Origin of the sequence: uncultured Kordia sp., assembly GCF_947489565.1 — a bacterium.
Taxonomy (GTDB): domain Bacteria; phylum Bacteroidota; class Bacteroidia; order Flavobacteriales; family Flavobacteriaceae; genus Kordia.
In genome coordinates this window covers 39,355-63,901 of sequence record NZ_CANLEA010000009.1, presented here as the reverse complement: position 1 = coordinate 63,901, position 24,547 = coordinate 39,355, and the positions used below count along the sequence as shown (strand labels likewise).

Genomic DNA, 24,547 nt, shown 5'->3' with positions numbered 1-24,547 from the left:
AAAACTCGAAACATGTCAACACAAGCGAAATTAACGTTCAAGGAAAAAATAGGATATGCATTAGGAGATACGGCAGCAAATATTGCTTGGCGTACTATTGGACCGTTTTTGCCTATTTTCTATACAGATGTTTTTGGGTTAGAAGCAGCCGTAGCAGCTACACTTTTATTTGTCATTCGTTTGGGTGATGGTATTACTGATTTGATCATGGGAAATATTGCCGATCGTACCAAAAGTAAATATGGAAAATTTCGACCGTGGTTGTTGTGGACAGCGTTGCCTTTTGGAATTGCTTTGGTATTACAATTTACCACACCCGATTTAGGCTTGACAGGGAAAATAATTTGGGCATACGCCACTTCTATATTTTACACACTGACTTATACGGCGAATAATGTTCCGTATTCGGCATTAATGGGCGTGATGACGAGCGATGTAAAAGAACGTACTGAACTTTCTTCCTATCGTTTCTTTGGAGCGTATTTTGGGGGAATCATTGCTACTATTGGAGTGATTGCTTTGGTAGATTATTTAGGACAAGGAGATCAAAACATAGGGTATCAATATACGATGTATGTGTTGGCGTTTATTTTAGCGGGATTCTCGTTAATTACCTTTTATACCACACGTGAACGTGTGCCAGCGATTGAAGTTACTCCTAAAAAGAAAGAAAATAAAAATAGTCTTTTGTTTGCATTACTATCTATCAGTGTCATTTTAACAATTATTGGTTATGTATTTCACTATAATATAGTTATTGATTATATGCAACCATCTATCGCTGAATCAGGAACTATTCTTAGTAGCTTTGTTTCGTTGGGAATTTCAATACTCGGAATTATAGTTTCCATACTTATTGCATTAATTCCTTCAAAATTTGTTCCATCGTTGAAGCGAATATTTAAAAAAGAAACATTGTATAGTTTAGGTGGTCTATTTTTTATAATCGCTATTGGTTTAATATACTGGATAGAAATAGATCAACCAGAAATTAAAATGCTGACTTCTACACTAATTTTAGTGATTGGATCGATGCTTTTACCAATATTATGCACAGCATTAATCGATGTTACGGATGAAGATTTAAAAGAAGATTATATAGATTTATGTAAAAATAGAGCTTGGTTTATTTTATTATTTATAGGTTTTGTATTTGTAACCTACAATGTAATCAAGCAAAGTACAACAATGTATTATTTTACACATTATGTACAAGATCAAGATAATATTTTTGGTAGTTTAACTGCTTGGGGCGGAGAAAATGGATTGGCAGGATTGTATTTATTGTCACTACTAGTAATCTCTATGATTTCTACAGTATTTGCACCTGCGTTGACACGAAAATTTGGAAAAGTACGATTGTTTATCATAAGTATTTTATTTTCAGCGATTACAGCTGGAGCCATGTATTGGTTGGAAGCCAATGAGGTAGGAAGTATTTTTACCTTGGGAATCCTTTCTGAGTTTGGAGCAGGATTGATGCCAGTATTGTTCTTTGCCATGTTGGGTGATGCTGCCGATTATTCAGAATATAAAAACGGACGCCGTGCCACAGGATTGATTTATTCGGCGGGTACTTTTGCTATGAAATTTGGTGGCGGAATGGCAGGATTTCTAACATTAATGATCTTAAATTTATATAATTATGATGGAGAAGTCGCTGTAAAAACTCCAGAAATGTTAGAAGGAATTAAATTGAATATGAGCATTGTGCCAGCCGTATTTGTATTGGTTGGAATTATTGCGTTATGGTTTTATCCATTGACTGCTAAAAAGATGAAAGAAATTGAAGCTACACTGGCGGAAAGACGTGCAGCGAAAAGCGCCAAAGAAGAATAATTAGCCAATCGTATTTACAGTTTTTTGTTTTTATAGAGTGCTAGCAAACCTAGTACAGGACCAATAGCTAAAATCATTAAGATCGTCGTTGAATTTGTGGTTGCTCTCAACGTATTCATAAGTAGAATGCTGATAATGGTGATAAAAAAGCCAATACAGTTTACGATGGTTAATGCAGTACCTTTCAGTGCTACAGGCGCGTTTTTTGCCACTAAAGTTGAAAAGAGTGGAGAGTCCGCAATGACGACCATTCCCCAAAACAGTAAAAAACAAAAAAACAGCATTGTTGAATTAAGCATAAACATAATAGGTGACACTAAACAGCATACGCAGGATGCTAATAATGATATGAAGGCAACTCGTTTTACACCTACTTTTTGGGCAAGATAACCACCAAGCGCACATGCAAAACCACCAATTCCGATAACGATAAACGATACTAGCGGAATATTAAATACTATTTCCGGGTGTAGTTCGCTATACATTTGAAGCATCAACGGAACAAATGCCCAGAATGCATACAATTCCCACATATGTCCAAAATATCCAAAGGCAGCTGTTCTAAAATCTTTCTTTTTGAATATGTTTGGAATGGCAGTAAGGTTTATTTTTTGTGAAGGTTTTCTAAATGGACCATTCGGAACAAAACTTAACATTAAAATGCCTCCAAAGACTGCCAAAGAAGAAGTCGTGATTAATACAAATTCCCAAGGAAAGTTGCCTTTGAGTTCTTTCAATAAGTGCGGAAAAGCTGTTCCTATGACCAAGGCGCCAACCAGAAAACCAAGCGATTTTCCAAGTCCTTTTTCATAATAATCTGCAGCAATTTTCATTCCGACAGGATAAATTCCCGCCAAGAAAAACCCTGTACAAAAACGAAAGATAAGAATGCTTGCATAGGTGTTTCCTTTCCAAATTAGAGCGATGTTAAATAGTGCTCCCAACAAAGCGCAGACAAAGAATACTTTAGAGGGCGCATACCGATCTGCCACCGATAAAATAGCAAAAATGAGCGTTCCTATGATGAAGCCAAATTGAATCATGGAAGTGATATAGCCTAAAGCACTTTCTCCGAGTAAAAAAGCTACTTTCAAATCGGTCATAACTCCATTTCCAGCAAACCACAACGAAGTGCAAAAGAATTGTGAAAGTACGATGATAGGAAGTATATATTTGGGAGGATTCATGTATGGATTGAATTACTGACTAAATGTAAAGTTTTCTGCGATATTATTTTAAAATATAGTATCTTTTTGCAAGTTAACGACTTAAAGTGATGAATTATGGAACGTAGAAGAATATTTGCCTTTAGACTTTTGGTAGCGCTGTTTGCTTGTTTACAAGTAGCTTGTTCTGATAGTAAAAAATCAAAAGAATCCATACAAAAGGTAGCACAGTTAGAGAAAGTAGAAGTCAAGAAACTAGGAGAAAAGCATTGGAAAATCTACACAGATATTATCATCGATGCTCCTGTAGAAAAAGTTTGGAAAACACTGATGGATTTTGAAAATGCACCTAATTGGAGTTCTTCTTTTCAAGGAATCAAAGAAGAATTAGTGGATGAAAGTAAGGTCACGGTTTTGTATATTTTTAATGGACAAAAACTAGAAATACCACATACCTTAAGTTATACCGAAGGCAAAGAATTTGGTTGGTCAGATCCGTTAGGTGGACCATTAAAAGGATTCAGAGATAATCATAAATATATCGTAGAAAAGATTTCAGATTCCAAAACAAAATTCATTCAAACAGACGATTTTAAACCTATTGGTGAGAGCAATATGACTTCGTATGATATTGCAAGTCGTACTGCAAAAAGTTATCCAATATTCAATAGAGAACTCAAACAAGAAGCAGAGAAAAATTAATAATGAAAATGAATAAAATAGTTATATGTCTAATTTGTGTTTTAGTATTGTCTTGTCAATCAAAAACTAATCAATCAAAAAAAGATGAGTCAAAACATAACAAAAATGTATTGGCAGAAGTCAGCAAAAAAAGTATTGAACTTGATACACTTTTAAATACAAACGATTATTTAGTTCTTGGAAAAAAAATGGCTAAAATAAAAGTTGTGCAATCAAATGAAGTTGAAAATTTCCCAACTTTTGAAATTCTTATTGGGAATGGAAATGATATCATTATAGGAGAAAATATTGATTATGATGATGTTAAAATGTATCGAAAATATAATCTCACATCAACTTTTGAAGACTATAAAGTAACTATTTACAATGGTAAATTAGCAGCTCCAGATTTTTCATCGAATCCAAGTACAAAACGATTTGTTACTCGAATTAAAGAAGCGTGTAAAAAAGGAATCAACTTTGCAGGTCATTATACGTTAGTAACTTGGGGTTGTGGATCTGCTTGTCAAAGTGGAGTAGTGGTCGATAGAAAAACAGGAGTCATATATAGCGGATATGGAACAGCATTAGGAGCTGAATTTAGAAAGAATAGCAAAATGATTATACGAAATGTTGGAGCAATTGATACGAACACTAATTTAATTGAACTTTGTGCTTATTGTGATGTTAATCATGAAGTTTGGACAGGGACAGAGTTTCATGAAGTACAATAAATAAGAACTATTTCATTAACGAAATTGCTTTTTCTACACTTTCTGTGGGCAATTTACACGCTCTATTCACACAGACATAGATAAAAGTTTTGTCTTCGTAAAAACGATTTTCTAACAATGGCAATGTACTTTCAGTGGTGCTTCCGCAAAGAATGATATTTGGTAAATAGTTTTGATGTAATTCTTTGGCTTTCGCGATGGCATCTTTTCCATTGATTACTACTTCATAATACGGATTGGATACGTTTAGATACAGCTGCAACCAATTGGCGTATAAATACGGATACGCAATTGCATCTGGCAACACACGCTGTAGCATTTTTTTACTTTTCGATAAGAAATCCTCATTGCCAAAATAGTGTCCTAGTTTGAATAAGTTGTGACTCATTACAGAATTTGCGGAAGGCATTACGCCATCTTCTACATCAAACTCTTTAAAAGCAAGTCCTTTGGCAGTTGTTTCCGAAAAAGCAAAAAGCTCTTTTTCTGCATCGTAAAAATGAGCAATCGCATATTCTGTCAATGATTTGGCATGGTTCAGCCATTGTTCATCAAAGGTAATTTGATATACTGCTACAAACGCATCAATCAAATAAGCATAATCTTCTAAGTAACCATTAATATTCTGATTTTCTAGACTTCGCAAGACTTTCCAATCGTCTGTAATCAAGTTTTCTTTGATCGAATTTGCAGTATTGATTGCTTTCGTTTTTAAATTTTCATCACCAAAAACTTTGTATGCATCTGCGTATGCTTTTAACATCAAGGCATTCCACGAAGTAATTACTTTGGTATCTGTTTCAGGAGCTACTCTCTTTTTTCGTTCCTCTAAAAGAATTGCTTTCCATTGTGCAATTTTTTGTTGTAATTCTGGTAGAGTCAATCCGTGTTTCTGAATGAAATTCGAATCGGAATATTGTTTTACCAACACATGTTTCCCGTCTTCCGTCGTTGGAATTGTATCAATCCCAAAATAGTCAGAGAATAGCACAAACTCTTCTTTGATTGCTTCTTTGAGTTTTTCTTTTTCCCAAACATAATAAGCGCCTTCTTCCATATTGCCTTCTTCATTTTCGCTATCAGCATTGAGTGAAGCATACAACAAATGGTCTTTGCGCGTTAGTTGTTTTTGAATAAAATCTAAGGTTTGATATACTACATCTTTATGAGTTTCATTTTTGTGAATTTGGTAGGCATATGAAAACAGGGAAATTAATTGCGCATTGTCGTACAACATCTTTTCAAAATGCGGAATGTTCCAATCTTTATCGATTGTATAACGTGCAAATCCGCCTTCTATATGATCAAACAATCCACGATTGGCAATACTTTGAAGCGTGCCATTCACATGAAACATTAGCTCTTCACTTTTTTTAATAGCTGTGTAGCGAAGTAGAAAATTGTAATTGCTAGGTCTTGGAAATTTTTCATTTTCTTTAAGTCCACCAGCATCTGTATCCAACTCTTTTTTCCATGTGTGGATGATACTATCTGTTAAAACTTTAGAAAGATCTATGTCTTTATCTGTAAATGTCTGTAGCGAATTCAAACGTTTGGCTTGTGCTCGTGCAAATTCGATTGTTTTTTCAGGATTTTCTTTTTGAATTTTAACGATTTGTTCCAGCGAATTCATCCAATTTTCTTTGGTAAAATATGTTCCGCCCCAAACAGGTTCGCCACTTGGAAGTGTGATGCAATTTAGTGGCCAGCCTGCATTTCCTGTCATAAGTTGCACAGCTTTGATATAGGTTTTATCAATATCCGGATGTTCTTCACGATCGACTTTTACATTGATAAAGTTTTCGTTCATGAATTTTGCGACTGCTTCATCTTCAAAAGTTTCTTTTTCCATGACATGACACCAATGACAAGAAGCGTAGCCAATGGAAAATAAGATGAGTTTATTTTCTTTTTTCGCTTTTGCTAGAATTTTGGAGTTCCAAGGTTGCCAATTTACAGGATTGTGCGCATGTTGTAACAAATACGGACTTGACTCATTGACCAGAGCATTGGTGTATTTGTGTGTTTCTTTTGTGGTTTCTGAACAAGAAATCAGCAATAAAAAAATAGACAGAAAAAATAGTTGAAAAACGCGCATGCAAAGCTTTTTCTCAAATATAGATATAGTAGTTTATAGAAGCAAGTATTGTACTTTGAAAGTGATATTGCAGCGTATGATTAAATCTGAGGTCATAATTTTTATATCCGTTTACAGTATATGTTGTGAAATTCAAGAAGTTTCCAGCGTCATTTAATACTTCGGATAGAATTGTTGGTGAATCCGGCGTTGTCCCTGAATATTGTATTACAGTATCATTATTTACATTTCCTGCCCACATTCCCATAATACCTGCTGGCATTCCAAAAGTTGTTTGCGCGTTGGTTCCATAGGTTGGAGTAGAGCCATCCGTGAAATCAACAGTTGTAATGTTTGTAGCACTTAAGCTCATAGGAGTTGCACTCATAATGCCTAAATGATTGCGATGCTTTACAACTACATAATAATCACCATCAGGTACGCTTAGTTCAATTGTATCTAAAGTATTGTCATATATATTTCCTAATCGATCCAATAAGAAAGAGCGACTAAATACAATGTTTGTGTTGTCTGTGGCATCTCTTAATTCCATCCAAACCCAATCTACAGCAGCTTCTTCGTCATCAAAATCAGTAAATATATTAGGATCACAGGTTAACGCATCTGGATAAGGACTTGTAGTCGGAAGTATACCTGCGACTCTTAAATCGTCTCGCATTTGGTTTAAACTTCCTCCTCCATTATTTAAAGTAGCGCCCTGTAAATATACTTTAACTCTGAATGTTAAACATGCTTTCCCTTGATCATTAATAGACCAGCTATGTGTATCTATTAAATTTTGCCTTTGTGCTTCGCTATCACAATAATTACTTTTTCCTCCTCCAAATATAATATTAGAAGGAATATCGTCAATTCCGTCATTAGGAATGCCACTACTGTCTGTGTTCCAGCCGATTAATGTACTGTCATAATTCGGTCGAGAAATACTAATTCCGCTAGGACCTGAGCCAAACATGTTTCTCAATCCTGAAGATGAACTTCCAGTGTCTACAATATTGCTTAAATCCCAATTTCCAAGGTTTTGATCAAATGCGTCTGCACCTCTAAACATATCTGACATGTTTGTAACATTGCTTACGTTCCAATTCCCAATGTCTTGATTAAAAGCATTTGCACCATTGAACATAGATTCCATATCTGTTACAACGCTTACATTCCAGTTGCTGATATCTTGGTTGAATACATCAGCACCATCAAACATATTTTCCATAGTTGTTACGCTACTTACATTCCATCCAGAAATATCTTGATTGAATGCAAAAGCTCCGTCAAACAGATCTCTCATATCTTCCACATTGCTTACATTCCAAGAAGATATATTTCCATTAAATGCTTCAGCGGTATCAAACATTTCGTACATAGAAGTTACATTTGAAACATTCCAATTATTTAAATCTTGATTGAATGATTCTGTTTCAGAGAATACACCTTCCATAAGCAATACATTGTTTGTATTCCAATTGTTTAATGGTTGGTTGAACGCCAATGCTTCATAAAACATATACGATAAGTCTGTAGCACTGCTCATGTTCCAGTTTCCAATAGGTTGATTGAATGCTTCACAATAGCCAAACATTTCATTAAAATCTTGCACATTGCTTACATCCCAATTGGTGACATCACCATTAAAAGAAGTACAATCGTAGAACATGTCTTGCATATTCGTAACGTTTGATAAATCGGGAGTATCAATTGCTGGATTGGTAATGTTTAAATTGGAACAACCTTCAAAAGCACTGTCCATAGAAGACCATTCAATATCTCCCCATTGTTCAATAGTAAGTAGCTTTTCAGCATCTCCACCTCCATTAAAATACATTCTTGGGAAATCACCTGTGATTCTTACTGTGTAGGTTCCAGGTGTTGTATACGAATGGACAACGTTAGAACTTCCGACTCCATAATCGAAGTTTCCGTCACCCCAATCGACATCAAAGTTGTAACTGCCTCCAGGTACCGTAGGTAATAAGATTTGATTGTCATTAGAATCTCCTGGATTGTCTGTTTTCCAAGTGGTGATAAAAGGATCAGCATTTACAACAGTAACTGTTGCTGCGCAAGAGGCTATGCGACCTAAATCGTCTGTAAAATAGGCGTATAAGGTGTTATCGCCTAAATCAGCAGTAGTATAGGTATATTCGTCTAAATTTTGAGATGTACCTCCAAAACCGCCAGTATAGGTTGCCGTAGATAGTAATGAACTGTCATCTTGATTTATGACTGCAACTTGCATGTAATACGTAGTTCCAGCAGTTAATGCTACCTCATCGTTGTTGCTAAAAGAACCTAGATACGTTGAAGGTGCTTGATATACAAATCCATCTAAAAATCCAGGTCTGCTTGGAGCTGGAGCTGTATTAGGAGCTATGGGTTGGTCGCTTATAAAAGCAAATAATAAATCGTCTGTGGTGGAAGAATTAAAATTAAAACTTGGTAGATAGTTTCCATCTTCTGGTACAGTAAAAGTGAATGTCTCATAATATTGTGCATTGCCATCACCAAGTACATCATCAGTTGGACTATTCGTGGTCGTTGCTCCGTCAAATAAATTACTAGTTCCACCACTATTTGGATCTGTAGTAGATATATAGAATAGAGTTCCTTCGCCAATACATGCGCCGCTCATTCCATTCGTAATGTCATAAAATGTTACAGAAGCTTGTCCATTAAAACCTAAATCAACTGTGATATTCTGGCAAATAAGTTGAGGTGCTGCTGGTACGATGTTAATAGTAGCGGTACAGGTATCTTTATTTCCAGCAGCATCATACACTGTTAAAGTTACTAGATTATCTCCTGTGTCAGAGCAGAAATACGAACTGTCGTCTAATTTCATAAATGTAATTCCAACATCATCAGAAGAACCATTATTTATAAGATTCGCATCTACTGTAAAATTACCTTGATCGATTTCAAAAGTAATGTCTTGACAAACTGCTACAGGAGGAATTTCATCATACGGTTGTCCATAGGTTCCGGTTGGAAAAGGTACAGGAGCATTGCTATTCGTAATACTTACACTGGAAATAATTTCTGGACCAGGAATTCTCCAATCATTTAGTACAAAGCTTCCATTGGCTACTGTTCCTGTTTTACGATACACCCAACTATTTTTGTATGCCCATGCGGTTCCAAATCCGTTTTCATTTGGATTCCCAAAAACATCAACAAGCGTTGGTGTACTGTTTACATTTACAAATAATTCCACTGCATTATTTCCCGATGGAAGTAAGCCGTTTGTTCCACCCATATCAAAATCTGGTGCAAAACCAAAGAAGTTTTGAAATGCAGATGGATATTCTGCTAAATATATAAAATCTCCTGCTGAAGCTGAACCTGATAAATAGTATTCTGCGCCTTCTGAACCATTGTTGCCAGTCTCAACACCTACAGCATAGATACTTAAATCTGGTATATCATTGACTACATACAATTCTATAGCACCTAAAGATTCACTGTTTTTAGATATAATTCCTGTAATTATTAACGGGTAGTTTTCTAAAGATGTTTCATCATTACATTCTTTGTGTTTAGCTATTGTATTAGTATACATAGCGTGGTTTATTCCTGTCATAGATAGAAATACTATAAAAGTTTTGACAAGTAAATTTGCTTTCATGATGTTTAGTTTAAAAATCAAGTGCAAGGTACTTTGGAAGTAAAATCTAGGAAATACGAGACGATACGTAGATACTACGTAGTGGTACGTATGTTTGTTGGGTTTTGGGTTTTGGGTTTTGGGTTTTTGGTCTTGGGTTTTTGGTGTTGGGATGAAAAAACGCCACAATATCCGTATTTCTTTTTGCCCGAAAAAAAATAGTATATCGCAGCGTTTTTATCGTAAACTAAACAATCTGATAATCTTATTATGTCTTATTTTTCATGGTTGCAAGATAGGAGCGAAGCGATTTTTATAAAATACGGGATGACTCGTAGATTTTACGTAGTAGTACTTATGAAAATTAGTGTCATAAAAAAAGGTTATTCAAATAGTGAATAACCTTTCGTAAATAGTAATGTGCTTAACTAACCTACACTTACACTTTTATGTCTTCAAAAATTTTAAACACAATACTATTTGCTACCATAGCATTAAAAAGTTGTTTTGTCTAGACTAAATTCAGATTTTATTTTGGAAATGACTTTTTCAGGCGGAATATTTCTGTAAGGTTTGAGGATGATAATTTCTGGTTTTAGATGTTTGAATACAAGTGCATTTTGTATGTCAGTAGCATTTAAACCAGGCAGTGTTTCTTCAATTATTACGATATTACTTCGGGATTTGATAATATGTGATAAGGCATTAAAGCCATTAGAAAAGGCATGAATATCCGTAACTCCTTTGTTTAGGAAGAATATTTTTAACTTTTTCATGTAGTTGATATCACTATGTGCGAGTACTATTTTCATCTACAGTTCATTCATGTTTCAAAGTACTGCAAGATAACATGTGCGCAAAGCGAATCCTATAAGCACCAACTCGTAAATACTACGTGTTGGTACGTATTTTTATTGTGAAAGAATTACATTTCGATTTAACAAAGCCCAATTGGTCAATACGTTATTTCCCTTTTTGAGTCCTAACTTTTCTATGATGTTACTACGATGTTTTTCAATAGTTCGAATGGAAACCGAAAGTGTATCCGCAATTTCCTGATTGGAGATTTCTTGCGCAATGAGTTTTAGAATTTTAGTTTCGGAGAGTGTCAATAAATTCAAACGCTTCAATTCCTCACTGGCATTTTGCAAGGGTTGATCGTCAATAGATTTGCTAAAGTATATATTGCCGTTTAGGACTTCGTTGATGCAGTGTTCTATTTCAAAAAAAGTATCTTCTTTGAGCAAATAGCCATCAATTTGAAAAGCTTTTGCCTGCACAATATAATAGGATTCTTTGTGAAATGATAGAATGATAAATTTGGTTTTCGCTCCTTTTTCACGTGCCATTTTAATGACTTCAAATCCTGTTAAGACTGGCATGTCAATGTCTAATAGTGCAATGGCAGGTTGAAGTTTTAAGACAAGTTCTAAGGCTTGAATTCCATTGGTAGCTTGTCCAATCACATTATAACCATTGGTAGTGAGTTCTTCCGTTAAGCCCTTTAAAAGCATTGGATGATCGTCTGCGGTAACTATTGTAATTTTTTTGTCCATAATTATATTGGTATACTTACGGTTAGTTTTGTCCCTTTCCCTATGTTACTCTCCAAATCAATAGAAGCATTGATGATACGTGCACGTTCAAATAAGGTTTTGATTCCCAAACTGATACTTTTTCGTTTGGAGTCAATATCAAATCCTTTTCCATTGTCATTGATAGAAACGGTTACTTTTTGCTGTTCTTTTTGAATGTCTAATGTAACCGCTTTCGCTTCTGAATGTTTTACAATATTACTCAAACTTTCTTGAATTATACGATATAAATGCAGTTCTGATTCTTTGGATAATAGATTATCAACATTTTCAATATTTTCTGTGAAAAATAGATCCGTATTTGCGTTGATATCGTATACCAAAGCATTCACCGCTTCAGTAAGACCCAAACGTTCTAAGTTAGAAGGATGCAAGCCGCGTGATATTGTGCGAACTTCTTCTAAGGTTGAACTTGCCAAATTTTCCATATTTGGATTGTCTATTCTTTTGGTTTGTTTGGAAAGTAGCATCAATTTTTGTCCTATGCTATCATGTAATTCTCTGGCCAATCGTGAGCGTTCTTCTTCTTGTCCTTTGATTAAATCATGAGAGAATTGTTCTTGCAATGTTTGTTTTGAGATGGCAAATCTTCTAGAACGCACCAAGTAGATAATAGAAAATAACGCAACTAATCCCAATCCGCCAAAGAGTAGCCATTGTCGGTTGAGCTTGTTTTTTGCTTCAAGTAAATGTACGTTGGTTTCTGCAATTTCACGTTCTTTCACCAATTGCATACTGTCTTTTACTTTTTCTTTGCGAAATTCATACGTCAGTTCTAATTCTTGAATTTTCTTGACATTTTCAATATCTAAAGTTGAATCTCTATATGTATAATACAGCTCTTTGTTTAAATATGCTTCCTTATAATTTTTAAACTTTTCATAGACTTTTGCTTTTTGTAAATATGAGCTAGAAATCATTCGTATAAGTTTGCCTTCTTGCGCAGCTTTCAGCCCTTTTTCTGCAAACTCTTCTGCCTTTTTATAGTTATTCAATTTTATATAGACATTCGAAATTCTAGCGTAAGCTGAAGATATTCCTTGATCATAACCCACTTTCATTTTATTATCTAAATCTTCAAAATAGTATTTTAAAGCTTCCGCATACTTTCCGTTTTCTTCTAATATTTTAGCTATTTTACTATTGATTCTGCGCCATCCATCTTCTCTGTTTATTTTTTGAAAGAGTTGTTTCGATTTTTGATAATAGTATAGTGCTGAATCTATGTTTTCTTTTTGTTTGAAAATATCACCAATTAAACTATAATTGAACGCAAGTCCTTTTTTCTCATGGATTCGTGTATTAATTCGAATGGCTTCTCTGGCATATGCTTCACTTTTTTCATCATCTCCCATGCTGGAGTACAAAACAGCAAACAGATGATCTATTCTAGAAATATCGATAGAATCACCTACTTTTATATAAATATCTTTTGTTTTTTGATATGCTTCTAGTGCTTCTTTAAAATATCCTGAACGTCTATAAGTTATACCATAGTATCGTTGAATTGTGGCTTCTGTAATTGGTTTAAAATTGTACTTGCCCGATTGATAAATTTGGTTTGCTTCCTGTAAAACTCTTTTTGCATCATCGACATCTCTGTGCATTTGATACGCAGCAATTTCTAATAAAACATGGCATTTAATAGAATCATTTTTTGCCTTTTGATAGTTACTGTTTAATCGTAGTAAGGTTGTATCTTTATTTTTAATAGAAGAATCTTGAATGTTATGTGTGCTTGTTTTCGAAAGTACATTCACTGAAAAGAGAACGAATGTCCAAAATAGGATACAACGTATATGTACGATGATTTTATTCATTGTTTAATTTTGTATCGGGATGCTTAACTTCATGATAGTACCTTCTCCTTTTTTTCCATCCAAACTCAATACAGCATTTAATATTTTTGCACGCTCAAATAAGGTTTTTAAACCTAAACTTAGATTTTTCAATTTCGATTCAAAGTCAAACCCTTTTCCATTATCACTTACCAGTATATCAATACTGCTTTCGTTTTTCTGAATTTCCATTTTTACCGCTTTCGCTTCTGAATGTTTTACAATATTACTCAAACTTTCCTGAATGATACGATATAAATGGAGTTCTGCTTCTTTGGAAAGTATATTGTCTATATTATCAATTTCTTCTGTGAAAAATAAATCAGTACTTGCATTGATGTCATATACCAATGCATTGATGGCTGTGGTTAATCCCAAACGTTCTAGATTGGAAGGATGCAAGCCTCTTGAAATGGTACGTATTTCTTCTAAGGTTGAACTTGCCAAGTTTTCCATATTTGGATTTTCTAATTTTTTGGTTTGTTTGGAAAGCAACATGAGTTTTTGTCCAACACTATCATGTAATTCTCTTGCCAATCGAGAACGTTCTTCTTCTTGTCCTTTGATTAAGTCTTGTGAAAATTGTTCTTGTAATACTTGCTGTTTTTTTACAAATTTTTGCGAGCGCATCAAATAGATGATAATAAATGTAACAAGCAATCCTAAACTCCCAAAGATAATCCACTGTTGTTTGATTTTATTTTTTTCATCCAGCACCGTAATTTCATTTTGCTGAGAAGCTATTTTAAAGTCACGTTTTTCTGTTTCATACAAGGTTTGGTAGTACGAAAGCGCCTTTACTTTTTGAACGGTGTTTACAGAGTCTTTGAGCGCTTCATATTTGGTGAAATATGTGTACGCATTTTCGTAGTCGTTGAGTTCTTTATAACAAACAGATAGCTTTTCATACGCTTTATAAATTCCTTCGACATTCTTTGACTTTAGTCTGCTCGATAATAGTTTTTTAGAAATTTTGAGTGCTTCGTCGTAGTTTCCTATGAAGATAAAGTAGTCTGCTTTAGCCTTTAAATAATTTTCTTTAAAATACAGTGCTTCTTCATCCGTTACTTCTTGTTCAATGGCACGGTAAAGTTTGGTTGCTTGCGGTAAACTGTCTGCAGTAGTATACGCAGATAATAATGAATATTTGATGAGCGGCGCTACGCGTTGATTTTTGAGTTGTAAATCTGTAATATAACGATATGCTTCTTTCAAGATAGCCAATCGCTTATCGTATTGTTCCAATTCATGATAATTGATAGAAGAATTATACATGGTAGATAAAAGTAAACCGTATTTTTTTGAAACTTTAGCAATCTTAATAATTTCATTCATTTCTTCCTGTGCTTCTTTGGTGAAATTCACTCTACCGTACACAGTCGATAAAATCATGCGAGATTCTAATAGGTTAGTGGTATCTTTTTTTCGGGTGAAGAGATTGGCAGTTTCTTTCAATAATTTAGAGGCCGTAACTTGATCTCCATTTTCAGAATAGGCAGAAGCTTTGTAAGCTCTAGCTTGTCCATAAGTGGTACTGTCATTGTTTAAAAGTGCTAAGTTTTCCGCTTCAGTATATGTCGAAATTGCTTTTTTAATCATTCCATTAAAGAAATAACTATTTGCACCATTTAGATATAATTTGGCAAGTTTCGAAGGTTCTTTTTGTACTATATTTTTTGAAGTGAATTCTTCAAAAGTTGTTATGGCTTCTTTCGTTTTATTTCCGCTGTAGGCATAATAACGAATCAGCGAAGAAGTATTAGCTACAGCAATATTGACAGAATCTAGTTTTAGCGCATATGCAATAGTCACTTTAGCAATAGAATCGTATGCATATTCAGTTTTGTTCAATACCAAACTTGTCAAACTATCTAATGCAACCAGTTTTTGAATGCCTTCCGAAGTTGTGATTGTATTTTTTAGGGTTTTTATTTTTGTTTCTACATCATCTTGTGCAGCCATAAAATAGCCATGTAAGATAAGTGCTAAAACAAGTATTTTTTTCATCATATTTTTAAATTGGAACATTCAAACTAATTACAGTTCCTTGATTTATTTCACTTTTTAAAATTAATTTTGAACCAATTATTTTGGCACGTTCAAACAAGGTTTTTAATCCCAAACTCATGTTTTTATATTTCGATTCAAAATCAAATCCTTTTCCATTATCACTTACGAGTACATCAATACTGTTTTCTTTTTTCTGAATTTCCATTTTTACCGCTTTTGCTCCAGAATGCTTTACAATATTGCTTAAACTCTCTTGAATAATACGGTATAAATGTAGTTCTGCTTCTTTGGAAAGTGTATTGTCTATATTATCAATTTCTTCCGTAAAGAATAAATCCGTATTCGCATTAATGTCATATACTAATGCATTCACAGCTTCGGTAAGTCCCAAACGTTCTAAGTTAGAAGGATGCAAGCCTCTTGAAATGGTACGGACTTCTTCTAAGGTAGAACTTGCGAGTTGTTCTGCATTTTCATTGCCTAAGTTTTTAGTGGTTTTGCTTAGCAACATCAATTTTTGTCCAACACTATCATGTAATTCTCTTGCTAGGCGAGAACGTTCTTCTTCTTGTCCTTTGATTAAATCATGAGAGAATTGCTTTTGGAGTTTTTGTTGTTTTTTTACAAACATTTGAGCGCGTATCAAGTATGCAATTATAAAAAGAGAAAGCAATCCAAGTCCGCCTAATAATAACCATTGCGACTTTATTTTATTTTTGGTATCTAACAATGTAATTTCAGCTTCTTGATGTTGAATCGTGGCATCTCTTTTCTCCGTTTCATACAATGTTTGGTAGTAGGCGAGCGCATTAGTTTTTTTAACAGACTCAATGGAATCTTTAATTTTGGTGTATGTTTTGTAATAGTTGTAGGCTGCTTCTTTATTTCCAAGTTTCTCTTCTATGCTATGTAATATATTATTGGCTTCCATATCATCTTCATAACTAGAAGAGTTCTTCAATAAACTAAGTAACTGGATAGCCACTTCTTTGGCTTTAGTGTATTTTTTTTCTTTAAAGTGTATTCTTGCCAATGAAGCCATGTATTTTGTTTGGATACTATAATCGTTATTAGAAGCTTGTAATATCTTTTCTAATCTTAGTAACATTTGTTTCGCTTTTTGCAGACTGTCTACTTCTAAATAATTCGTAATTTGACCTAGAAGTCGAGAATCTTCCAAACTTTGAAACATCGGGTATTGCTCAATAAATTGCAATGCTTTATGATTACTTTCAATACTTTTTGCATAATTTTGTTGTCCATGATATGCGTTTGCCATGTTGCCCAGTGTTACAATTTGTGCAGGAATATTATTGGCAGCTTTTGCTAATTTTTCTATTTCATCTAGTTCTTGTAAGCATTCGTTAAAGAATTCATTTTTTCCATAAATAATTGATAAACCTCCGCGTATTCTAATGATATTAGTCGTGTCTTTCTTTTTCATGAAAAACACTAATGCCTTTTGAAATGTGGTAGAAGCAGTTGCAAAATCTCCCATTTCTGAAAGCGCATAGGCTTTGTGTCCCATAATTCTGCCATGCAAACTAGAGTCGCTGGCTTTTAATGCCATTTTCATAGCTTTATCGTACCAAACAATCGATTTTTTTTCAAATCCAGAGTTAAAGTAAGATTCAGACGCTTCTAAGTAAAGGTACGCAAGTGCAAGTGTGTCCGTTATTCGTAATTTTTTTTGGTGAAATTCCTGAAATATTTGAAGTCCTTCTTCTGGTCTTTCATATTGCTTATTAAATAAATAAAGAAGTGTCGCTAAATGTTTTGTGGCAAAATTAATAGAATCTAATTTTATAGCATGTGCGATGGTGACTTTGGAAATAGAATCATATTTATATCTAGGAACATCTATGGTAAGTCCACACAAAGTATCTAACAAAAGCATTTTTTCAAGACCTTCAGCTTTTTGAATACGTGCTGTAAATGCATCTACTTTTAATTGCAATGAATCTTTTTGCGAAAACACAGATATAGTGCTAAACATCAGCAATAGTATAACTATCTTTTTCATTGTTTCTATTTTTGAAATTATAGGGTTGAATGACTTATTTTGGTTGTAATTAGCATAGTATTAGAGAATTAATAGTCAATTTCCAAAATCAATTTTGTTCCTTGATTATGGTTACTTACTAGGTTTATATAAGCTCCAATGATTCTGGCACGTTCAAACAGAGTTTTTAATCCCAAACTCATGTTTTTATATTTTGATTCAATATCAAAGCCTTTACCATTATCACTTACTAAAATGTTGATACTATTCTCTTTTTTCTGAATCTCCATTTTCACAGCTTTTGCCTCTGAATGCTTTACAATATTGCTTAAACTCTCTTGAATAATTCGGTATAGATGGAGTTCTGCTTCCTTGGAAAGTGTATTGTCTATATTATCAATTTCTTCTGTAAAAAATAAGTCTGTATTTGCGTTAATGTCGTATACCAAGGCATTCACAGCTTCTGTAAGTCCCAAACGTTCTAAATTAGAAGGATGCAAACCACGTGAAATGGTGCGGACTTCTTCTAAGGTTGAACTTGCCAATTGTTCTGCATTTTCATTGCCTAAGTTTTTAGTGGTTTTGCTTAGCAACATCAATTTTTGTCCAACACTATCATGTAATTCTCTAGCTAGGCGAGAACGTTCTTCTTCTTGACCGTTGATCAAATCTTGCGAAAACTGTTCTTGAAGTTTCTTCTTAGAAATAGCAAATTTACGAGATCGAACTAAGTATATAATTAGAAATAAAGTTAGCAATCCTAATCCGCCAAATAGCAACCATTGATTTTTTACTTTGTTTTTTATGGACAGATTTTCGATTTCAACTTCAGCAAATTCTTTTTCTTTGGCAAAGAGCAAACTATCTTTTAATTTTTGTTTTTTAAAGGCGTACGTAAGTTCGAGTTCCTTTATTTTACGAATGTTTTTTTTATTAAATATAGAATCAGAATATATTTTGTGAAGCTTAGCACTAGCATAGGCATCTTTATAATTACCTATAGCTTCTTCAATTTCGCTTTTTTGTAAATATCCATTAAAAATCCATTGTCTATGCTGATTTTTTAATGCTAAATCTAAAGATTGTTTGCAGTATTTCAATGCATTTTTATAATCCTTAGCTTCTTTGTAAGCCCAGGCTAATTTATTAGAATAGATAATTTGATAAATAGGAATCTCATTTTTAACACCAAAATCAACACACTCTTTAAACAAAGCAATACTTTTTTTATAATCTCCTAATCCTAAATAGAATTTAGCTAACTGTGCTTTTACATTATTTAATCCTCTTTGATCGTTTAATGCAGCAAATAGTTTTTTAGATTTATCAAAATAAAAGAGCGCAGAATCAGGCTTTTTTGTCATTCCATAATCTTCACCCAAAGTATTATAATTATGCGCAAGACTAATCGTGTCTTTGTAGATCGTATTGATATGAATTGATTTGAATAAATTTTCTTTGGCAAGTTCAAAATTCCCTTGAAAGTTATGAAGAATAGCCATATTGTGATGTAGGTTGGCAATTCGGAGAGAATCGTTTGTAATATCAAATTGCTCTTTTGCTTTTATAAACTGAGTCATAGCAATAGGATAATTTCCTTGATCATTATTAATAGCGGCAAGGTATTGGTAAATTTGACCTCGCAAGCCATTATTTAGAGATGCCTCAGGCAATAAATCTACGGCTTCGTTTAAAAGGTTTTTAGCGCGCGGATTATCTCTGCCAAATAAACGTGAACCTATATTGAATAAAATATCGGCTTTTACAGTATCAATTTTAGCTTCTTTTAGTTCTCTTTCTAAATTGAGAATTACAGTATCTTTTTCTTGTTGAGCAAAAGACAACATCGTGCCAAGACAAAAGAAAAGAAGAAGTGAGAGGATTATTTTTTTTACCATAATTTAGTAGAAGTTAAATCAAAGATTTACTAAAAATACGAAATCTTAAGATGATAATTTTTTCTATTTGATCGCAAGATATAGTCAAATGAAAAATATTTCAATAAGTAGCAATACGGATGTTATACGTAGTGGTACGTATAAAATCATAACAAAAAAATCCCAACATTGCTGTCAGGATTTTTTAATAAAGAAATTACTTTGTGGAGTCGGAGAGAATCGAACTCTCGTCCAAACAAGCAATTAAAATGCTTTCTACACGCTTAGTTCTTGTTTAATTTTCGACGAATAGCTGACCAAAAACCGCCCACCATTCGCTTAGCTTCTTAGTTGTAAAAACTGTAGCGAAGCTATACAGTTTCGATGTTGACTTTTATGGTATCTCTAAATCGGTCGCCATCAACAAGGGCTACCGGGAGATATTCAGCTTTTCCGTCTAACGGAAACTGGGCTTATCCTACTATAATTCAGATTAGGCAGCTAAAGCGTAGTTATTTTCGCCATTTAAAAAGTGTGAAATATGAGATTTACGAGCTATGTCTCAGCGCTCGACGTGCTTACACTTCAATTCGACTCGCTGTCAAAACCAGTCGACCCCAATATGTTTAAGAACTTTTACTTTTAAATCGTAAAAAGGACAGCAAACATAACACAAATTTTAATAGTTTTGTGTTTTTTGTTCCAAATACTACTATTTTAGAACAAAAAATATACCAAAACAAAATCATGTCAGTAAGTCATGTTGCTGATTAAATAAAAGAAAAAGCCTATGAAATTCGCTATCATCAAAGAACGTAAAAATCCACCAGACAGACGTGTCGTATTCTCTCCAGAGAAATTAGCAGAAGCCAAATCACAATTCTCAGAAGCAACTTTTAAAGTAGAAGCTTCCGATATTCGTGTATTTTCAGATGATGCGTACGCGGAAAAAGGATTTGAAGTAACTGATGATGTAACAGATTGTGATGTAATGATTGGCGTTAAAGAAGTACCACTCGATCATTTAATTCCCAACAAAAAATACTTTTACTTTTCACATACTATCAAAAAGCAACCATACAACCGCAAACTACTACAAGCAATGTTGGCAAAAAACATTGAAATGTACGATCATGAAGTCATTACAAAAGAAAATGGCGGACGCTTGATCGGTTTTGGGCGTTATGCAGGTTTAGTAGGAGCTTACAACGGTTTTCGTGCGTTAGGATTACGAGACGGATTGTTCAATCTGCCAAAAGTAGAAACACTTGCTGATTTAGATGAAGTAAAAAAAGAATTAGATAAAATTACGATTTCAAATATGAAAATTGTGCTCTCAGGAACTGGAAAAGTAGCCTATGGAGCCAAAGAAATTCTAGATCACTTAGGAATCAAAGAAGTAACCGATGCTATCTACTTAACAACAGAATTCACGGAACCTGTATACTGTATGATTGATGTCATGGAATACAATGTACGTGTCGATGGAAAAGTAGGCGATAAGTATGAATTCTATAAAGATCCAAGTGGTTACAAAAGTAACTTTATGGCATATGCAAAAGTAACCGATTTCTTTATCGCAGGTCATTTTTATGGAGATGGCGCACCATTTTTATTCACACGAGAAGATGCCAAACATCCAGACTTCAAAATTAATTTAGTGGCCGATATTTCTTGTGATATTGATGGTCCTGTAGCAAGTACCATTCGCCCTTCAACAATTGCCGATCCGTTTTATGGATATGACGCGCAAACAGAAAAAGAAGTTTCTTTTGATGCTGAAAATGCAATCACAATGATGGCCGTAGATAATCTTCCTTGTGAGTTGCCAAAAGACGCCAGTGAAGGTTTTGGAGATATGTTTTTAAAACACGTAATTCCAGCTTTTTACAACGGAGATAAAGACGGAGTATTAGCGCGAGCACGTATGACAACAAGCGATGGAAAACTTACAGAACGTTACGCGTATTTGCAAGATTATGTAGATGGAAAATAAGAACTAGTCAAAAATATTTTTGTCGGAGTTTTATAAACTTGGTTGTTTTAGTACCAAAGACAATCAAACCGATAACTCATGAAAAAAATAATTTCACTAGTATTTAGTGTATTAGTATTAAGTTTTTTCTCTTGCGAGAATGACGACAATGCTACAACAATTCCAACTGAAAATCCAGAAGTAAATATCAATTTCGAAGAAAACTTCGGAAATGCTATCAATGCACGTTTCTTAGGACGTGTGGTAAACGAACAAAACGAACCCATTCAAGGTGCAACCATTCGTGTTGGAGGTACAGTGACAACAACAGATATTTTCGGAATATTTTCGGTATCTGATGTAAATGCTTTTGAAAAATTTGCATACATCACTGCAGAAAAAGACGGATACATCATAGGTTCCAGAGCAATGGCACCTTCTGCTACAGAAATAAATCGTGTAGAAATCATGCTACTCAAAGAAGACGTGATTGCCACGATCAATTCAGGTCAACAAGCTACTGTGAACTTACCAAACGGTACAGAAGTTACCTTCGACGGAAACTTTACAGATGCAAACGGAGCATCATACAGCGGCGATGTAAAAGTCATCCTAAAACACCTAAGTCCAGATGATGAAAACATGGAAGCAATGATGCCAGGAATGTTATTTGCTCAAGATGCAAGTGGCGATGCTGTTGCTTTAGAAACTTACGGAATGTTAGCAGTGGAACTGAAAGGTGGCGCAGATCAAGAATTGCAATTGGCAGAAGGAAGCACTTCTCAAATATCAATGCCTTTAGCAGCAAATACGACAAACCCACCGGCAACCATTCCTTTATGGCATTTTGATGAAACCGAAGGATATTGGGTGGAAGAAGGAGAAGCAACTTTACAAGGAAATAAGTATGTGGGAGAGGTAAGCCATTTTTCATTTTGGAATTATGACTATCCATATCCATCCGTATTTTTATGTATTGAATTACAAGATGAAAACGGAAATCCAATGTCGTATGCGCCTTTAGATTTATATTCCTCTTTACTAAACTCTACAGGAACGTACGGATATACCAATGGAAATGGAGTTGAATGCGGATTGGTGCCTTCAGGAGAAGAACTGACGGTAATTGTACCAGGAGTTTCATGTGCTAATGAACCATTTACAACAACGATAGGTCCGTTTACTTCAGATGCTACAGTTGTAGTCACGGTAAACTCTCAAAATCAAAATACCTCAACCATAACAGGAACATTTGTTACGTGTGATGGCGCTAATGTTACAGACGGATATATGCAACTATATATCAATGGAAACTCTGAAATTATTCCAGTATCAGATGGAACCATCAGTTATACAGCATCGTATTGCGGAACATTAGACTATTCTATCAAAGGAATAGATGTTGCAAACAATCAAGTAACAGAAATTATAACAGGAACGCTTAACGGAGATGCTACGGTAGATTTAGGAACCTTAAGTTCATGTACAGGATTCGTTGATTCAGATGGCGATGGTATTTTTGATTCGTTTGAAGATTTAAACGGAGACAATGATCTTACAAATGATGATACTGATCAAGATAGCATACCAAACTATTTAGATGAAGATGACGACGGAGACGGAATCAATACGGCTGATGAAGATTATGACGGCGATAACGATCCAACAAATGATGATACTGATGAAGATGGAATACCAAATTACTTAGATGCACAAGATGTAATCGTATACGGAACTGAAGTAGCAGGAACAGGTTGCGATCCTTTAGTATTCAATTTAGATGATATAGTTACAGCAAATTTCAACGGTCCAGGAACAGCGAATATGTCGTATGTATTTTATGAAAATGAAGCAGATGCTACTTCCGAAACCAATCCAATCACAACACCTACGTATGAAACTGATTTAGCTAGTGTACTTACAACTCCAGGAATAATCTTTATAAAGGGAACAAGTACTATTACAGGACAATCTGCTGTCGCGATGGTCTATTTATTTTATGACTTTTTAGATACGGATCAAGACGGACTAACAGATTGTGAAGAAACAACAGGTGTAGATATTCCAGGAACACCTTTAGTTCCAAATGGAACAAGTGATCCAAATGATCCAAACGATCCAAATGTACAACCAGATACAACATTAATTGTAGATAGTTTTTCAGTTTCAGAAAGTGCAGGAACCATTATGATTCCAGTATCGTTAAGCCAAACAAGCAGTCAAAATACAGTAATTAATATCGTTTCTTCTAATGGAAGCGCAGTGAGTCCAGATGATTATTTACCAGTAAATGAAACTATCACAATTCTAGCAGGACAACTAACTGCAGGATATCCAGTAGAAATAAGCATAGTTGATGATACAGATCCAGAAGCCAATGAAGTTATTGTTATTATTTCGACGGTAACTTCGGGAGCGGTTACCAATCCAACTATAGAATCATTCATAAATATAGAAGATAACGATGGAGGAACATCATATCCAGCTACAGGAACTTTGGAAGTATGTGGTGATGAAAATGGTTTAGGCGCTTTTGATTTAAATGCTATGGATCAATATTTTATGGAAGGCGGAGTTGCTGGTACAACTACGGTAACATATCATTTAACACAAGCGGATGCAGATGCTGATATGAATGCATTAGTGTCTCCATTTGTTGTAGATACTGTAAGTATTATTACAATATTTGTTCGTATTACTTCTCCAACGGGAGAGGTTCAAATATCAACATTATTATGTGTTGTAAATCCAACGCCAATAGCTCCAGATGGATTAGTCTTTACACAATGTGATGGAAACGGAGATGGTATTGCAACTTTCGATTTATCTCAAATGGATGCTAATATCATTCAAACACAAACAGAATTAATAGTTACTTATTATTTAACGGAAACAGATGCCGATAATAATACAAATCCAATTCCTAATATATATACAAACACATCAAGCCCTCAAAATATATTCTATAGAGTAGAAGATATAAATACAGGTTGTTACAATGTAGGAAATATTTTGTTAGAAGTAGATCCAAGTTGTTGATTGTGAATGTTATAACTCGAAATTGAAATAAAGCAAAAGCTGTCTAAAATATTTTAGGCAGCTTTTTTTATAGTGATTTAGGGTTTCTTAGAAAG

General features: G+C 34.2%; 14 protein-coding genes and 1 other RNA gene. 5 read left to right on the top strand and 10 right to left on the bottom strand.

Annotated features, from left to right (window positions below; all coding sequences use genetic code 11):
* Positions 1-12 precede the first annotated feature (12 nt).
* Positions 13-1,839: an MFS transporter gene (locus Q0845_RS13545; protein WP_298514073.1), complete on the top strand. Its 1,827-nt coding sequence runs from the start codon at positions 13-15 to the stop codon at positions 1,837-1,839.
* Between the two features lie 14 nt (positions 1,840-1,853).
* On the opposite strand, the gene Q0845_RS13540 is transcribed toward Q0845_RS13545, so the two are convergent.
* Complete coding sequence (locus Q0845_RS13540) at positions 1,854-3,026, bottom strand: nitrate/nitrite transporter (RefSeq protein WP_298514071.1); 1,173 nt, start codon at positions 3,024-3,026, stop codon at positions 1,854-1,856.
* Positions 3,027-3,122: 96 nt separating this feature from the next.
* Between Q0845_RS13540 and Q0845_RS13535 the strand changes: the two genes are divergently transcribed.
* Positions 3,123-3,707, top strand: coding sequence for an SRPBCC family protein (locus Q0845_RS13535; RefSeq protein WP_298514069.1), 585 nt, complete (start codon positions 3,123-3,125; stop codon positions 3,705-3,707).
* 8 nt (positions 3,708-3,715) lie between these two features.
* Positions 3,716-4,420: a hypothetical protein gene (locus Q0845_RS13530; protein ID WP_298514067.1), complete on the top strand. Its 705-nt coding sequence runs from the start codon at positions 3,716-3,718 to the stop codon at positions 4,418-4,420.
* Between the two features lie 7 nt (positions 4,421-4,427).
* Here the strand turns inward: Q0845_RS13530 and Q0845_RS13525 are convergent, their stop codons facing one another.
* The 9 genes from Q0845_RS13525 to ssrA form a co-directional block, all read right to left on the bottom strand.
* Positions 4,428-6,518 carry a thioredoxin domain-containing protein gene (locus tag Q0845_RS13525; protein WP_298514065.1) on the bottom strand — a complete coding sequence of 697 codons (2,091 nt, stop codon included), beginning with the start codon at positions 6,516-6,518 and terminating at the stop codon, positions 4,428-4,430.
* Positions 6,519-6,531: 13 nt separating this feature from the next.
* Positions 6,532-10,137 (bottom strand): BspA family leucine-rich repeat surface protein, encoded by a 3,606-nt coding sequence (locus tag Q0845_RS13520; protein WP_298514062.1) that lies wholly within the window; start codon positions 10,135-10,137, stop codon positions 6,532-6,534.
* A 473-nt stretch (positions 10,138-10,610) separates the two neighbouring features.
* Positions 10,611-10,928 (bottom strand): hypothetical protein, encoded by a 318-nt coding sequence (locus Q0845_RS13515; RefSeq protein ID WP_298514060.1) that lies wholly within the window; start codon positions 10,926-10,928, stop codon positions 10,611-10,613.
* A 99-nt stretch (positions 10,929-11,027) separates the two neighbouring features.
* Positions 11,028-11,672: a response regulator transcription factor gene (locus Q0845_RS13510; RefSeq protein WP_298514058.1), complete on the bottom strand. Its 645-nt coding sequence runs from the start codon at positions 11,670-11,672 to the stop codon at positions 11,028-11,030.
* Between the two features lie 2 nt (positions 11,673-11,674).
* Entirely contained in the window at positions 11,675-13,531 is a 1,857-nt protein-coding gene (locus tag Q0845_RS13505) for a sensor histidine kinase (protein WP_298514055.1), read from the bottom strand.
* A 3-nt stretch (positions 13,532-13,534) separates the two neighbouring features.
* Positions 13,535-15,559, bottom strand: a complete 2,025-nt coding sequence (locus Q0845_RS13500; protein WP_298514053.1) for a sensor histidine kinase — start codon at positions 15,557-15,559, stop codon at positions 13,535-13,537.
* 4 nt (positions 15,560-15,563) lie between these two features.
* Complete coding sequence (locus Q0845_RS13495; RefSeq protein ID WP_298514051.1) at positions 15,564-17,582, bottom strand: sensor histidine kinase; 2,019 nt, start codon at positions 17,580-17,582, stop codon at positions 15,564-15,566.
* Between the two features lie 68 nt (positions 17,583-17,650).
* A complete protein-coding gene (locus tag Q0845_RS13490; RefSeq protein ID WP_298514049.1) occupies positions 17,651-19,459 on the bottom strand; it encodes a histidine kinase in 1,809 nt (602 codons plus the stop codon).
* A gap of 201 nt (positions 19,460-19,660) precedes the next feature.
* Positions 19,661-20,057, bottom strand: a transfer-messenger RNA (tmRNA) gene (gene ssrA, locus Q0845_RS13485).
* Positions 20,058-20,228: 171 nt separating this feature from the next.
* Here ssrA and Q0845_RS13480 point away from each other — a divergent pair.
* Positions 20,229-21,434, top strand: coding sequence for an NAD(P)-dependent oxidoreductase (locus tag Q0845_RS13480; protein ID WP_298514046.1), 1,206 nt, complete (start codon positions 20,229-20,231; stop codon positions 21,432-21,434).
* A gap of 78 nt (positions 21,435-21,512) precedes the next feature.
* On the top strand, positions 21,513-24,452 hold the full coding sequence (locus tag Q0845_RS13475) for a Calx-beta domain-containing protein (RefSeq protein WP_298514044.1): 2,940 nt from the start codon (positions 21,513-21,515) through the stop codon (positions 24,450-24,452).
* The last annotated feature ends 95 nt before the right edge of the window (positions 24,453-24,547 follow it).

What these genes read in the sequence shown, in the direction of transcription:
- Q0845_RS13545 (WP_298514073.1), top strand. Translation starts at nt 13, where the DNA reads ATGTCAACACAAGCGAAATTAACGTTCAAGGAAAAAATAGGATATGCA.
- Q0845_RS13540 (WP_298514071.1), bottom strand. Translation starts at nt 3,026, where the DNA reads ATGAATCCTCCCAAATATATACTTCCTATCATCGTACTTTCACAATTC.
- Q0845_RS13535 (WP_298514069.1), top strand. Translation starts at nt 3,123, where the DNA reads ATGGAACGTAGAAGAATATTTGCCTTTAGACTTTTGGTAGCGCTGTTT.
- Q0845_RS13530 (WP_298514067.1), top strand. Translation starts at nt 3,716, where the DNA reads ATGAATAAAATAGTTATATGTCTAATTTGTGTTTTAGTATTGTCTTGT.
- Q0845_RS13525 (WP_298514065.1), bottom strand. Translation starts at nt 6,518, where the DNA reads ATGCGCGTTTTTCAACTATTTTTTCTGTCTATTTTTTTATTGCTGATT.
- Q0845_RS13520 (WP_298514062.1), bottom strand. Translation starts at nt 10,137, where the DNA reads ATGAAAGCAAATTTACTTGTCAAAACTTTTATAGTATTTCTATCTATG.
- Q0845_RS13515 (WP_298514060.1), bottom strand. Translation starts at nt 10,928, where the DNA reads ATGAAAATAGTACTCGCACATAGTGATATCAACTACATGAAAAAGTTA.
- Q0845_RS13510 (WP_298514058.1), bottom strand. Translation starts at nt 11,672, where the DNA reads ATGGACAAAAAAATTACAATAGTTACCGCAGACGATCATCCAATGCTT.
- Q0845_RS13505 (WP_298514055.1), bottom strand. Translation starts at nt 13,531, where the DNA reads ATGAATAAAATCATCGTACATATACGTTGTATCCTATTTTGGACATTC.
- Q0845_RS13500 (WP_298514053.1), bottom strand. Translation starts at nt 15,559, where the DNA reads ATGATGAAAAAAATACTTGTTTTAGCACTTATCTTACATGGCTATTTT.
- Q0845_RS13495 (WP_298514051.1), bottom strand. Translation starts at nt 17,582, where the DNA reads ATGAAAAAGATAGTTATACTATTGCTGATGTTTAGCACTATATCTGTG.
- Q0845_RS13490 (WP_298514049.1), bottom strand. Translation starts at nt 19,459, where the DNA reads ATGGTAAAAAAAATAATCCTCTCACTTCTTCTTTTCTTTTGTCTTGGC.
- Q0845_RS13480 (WP_298514046.1), top strand. Translation starts at nt 20,229, where the DNA reads ATGAAATTCGCTATCATCAAAGAACGTAAAAATCCACCAGACAGACGT.
- Q0845_RS13475 (WP_298514044.1), top strand. Translation starts at nt 21,513, where the DNA reads ATGAAAAAAATAATTTCACTAGTATTTAGTGTATTAGTATTAAGTTTT.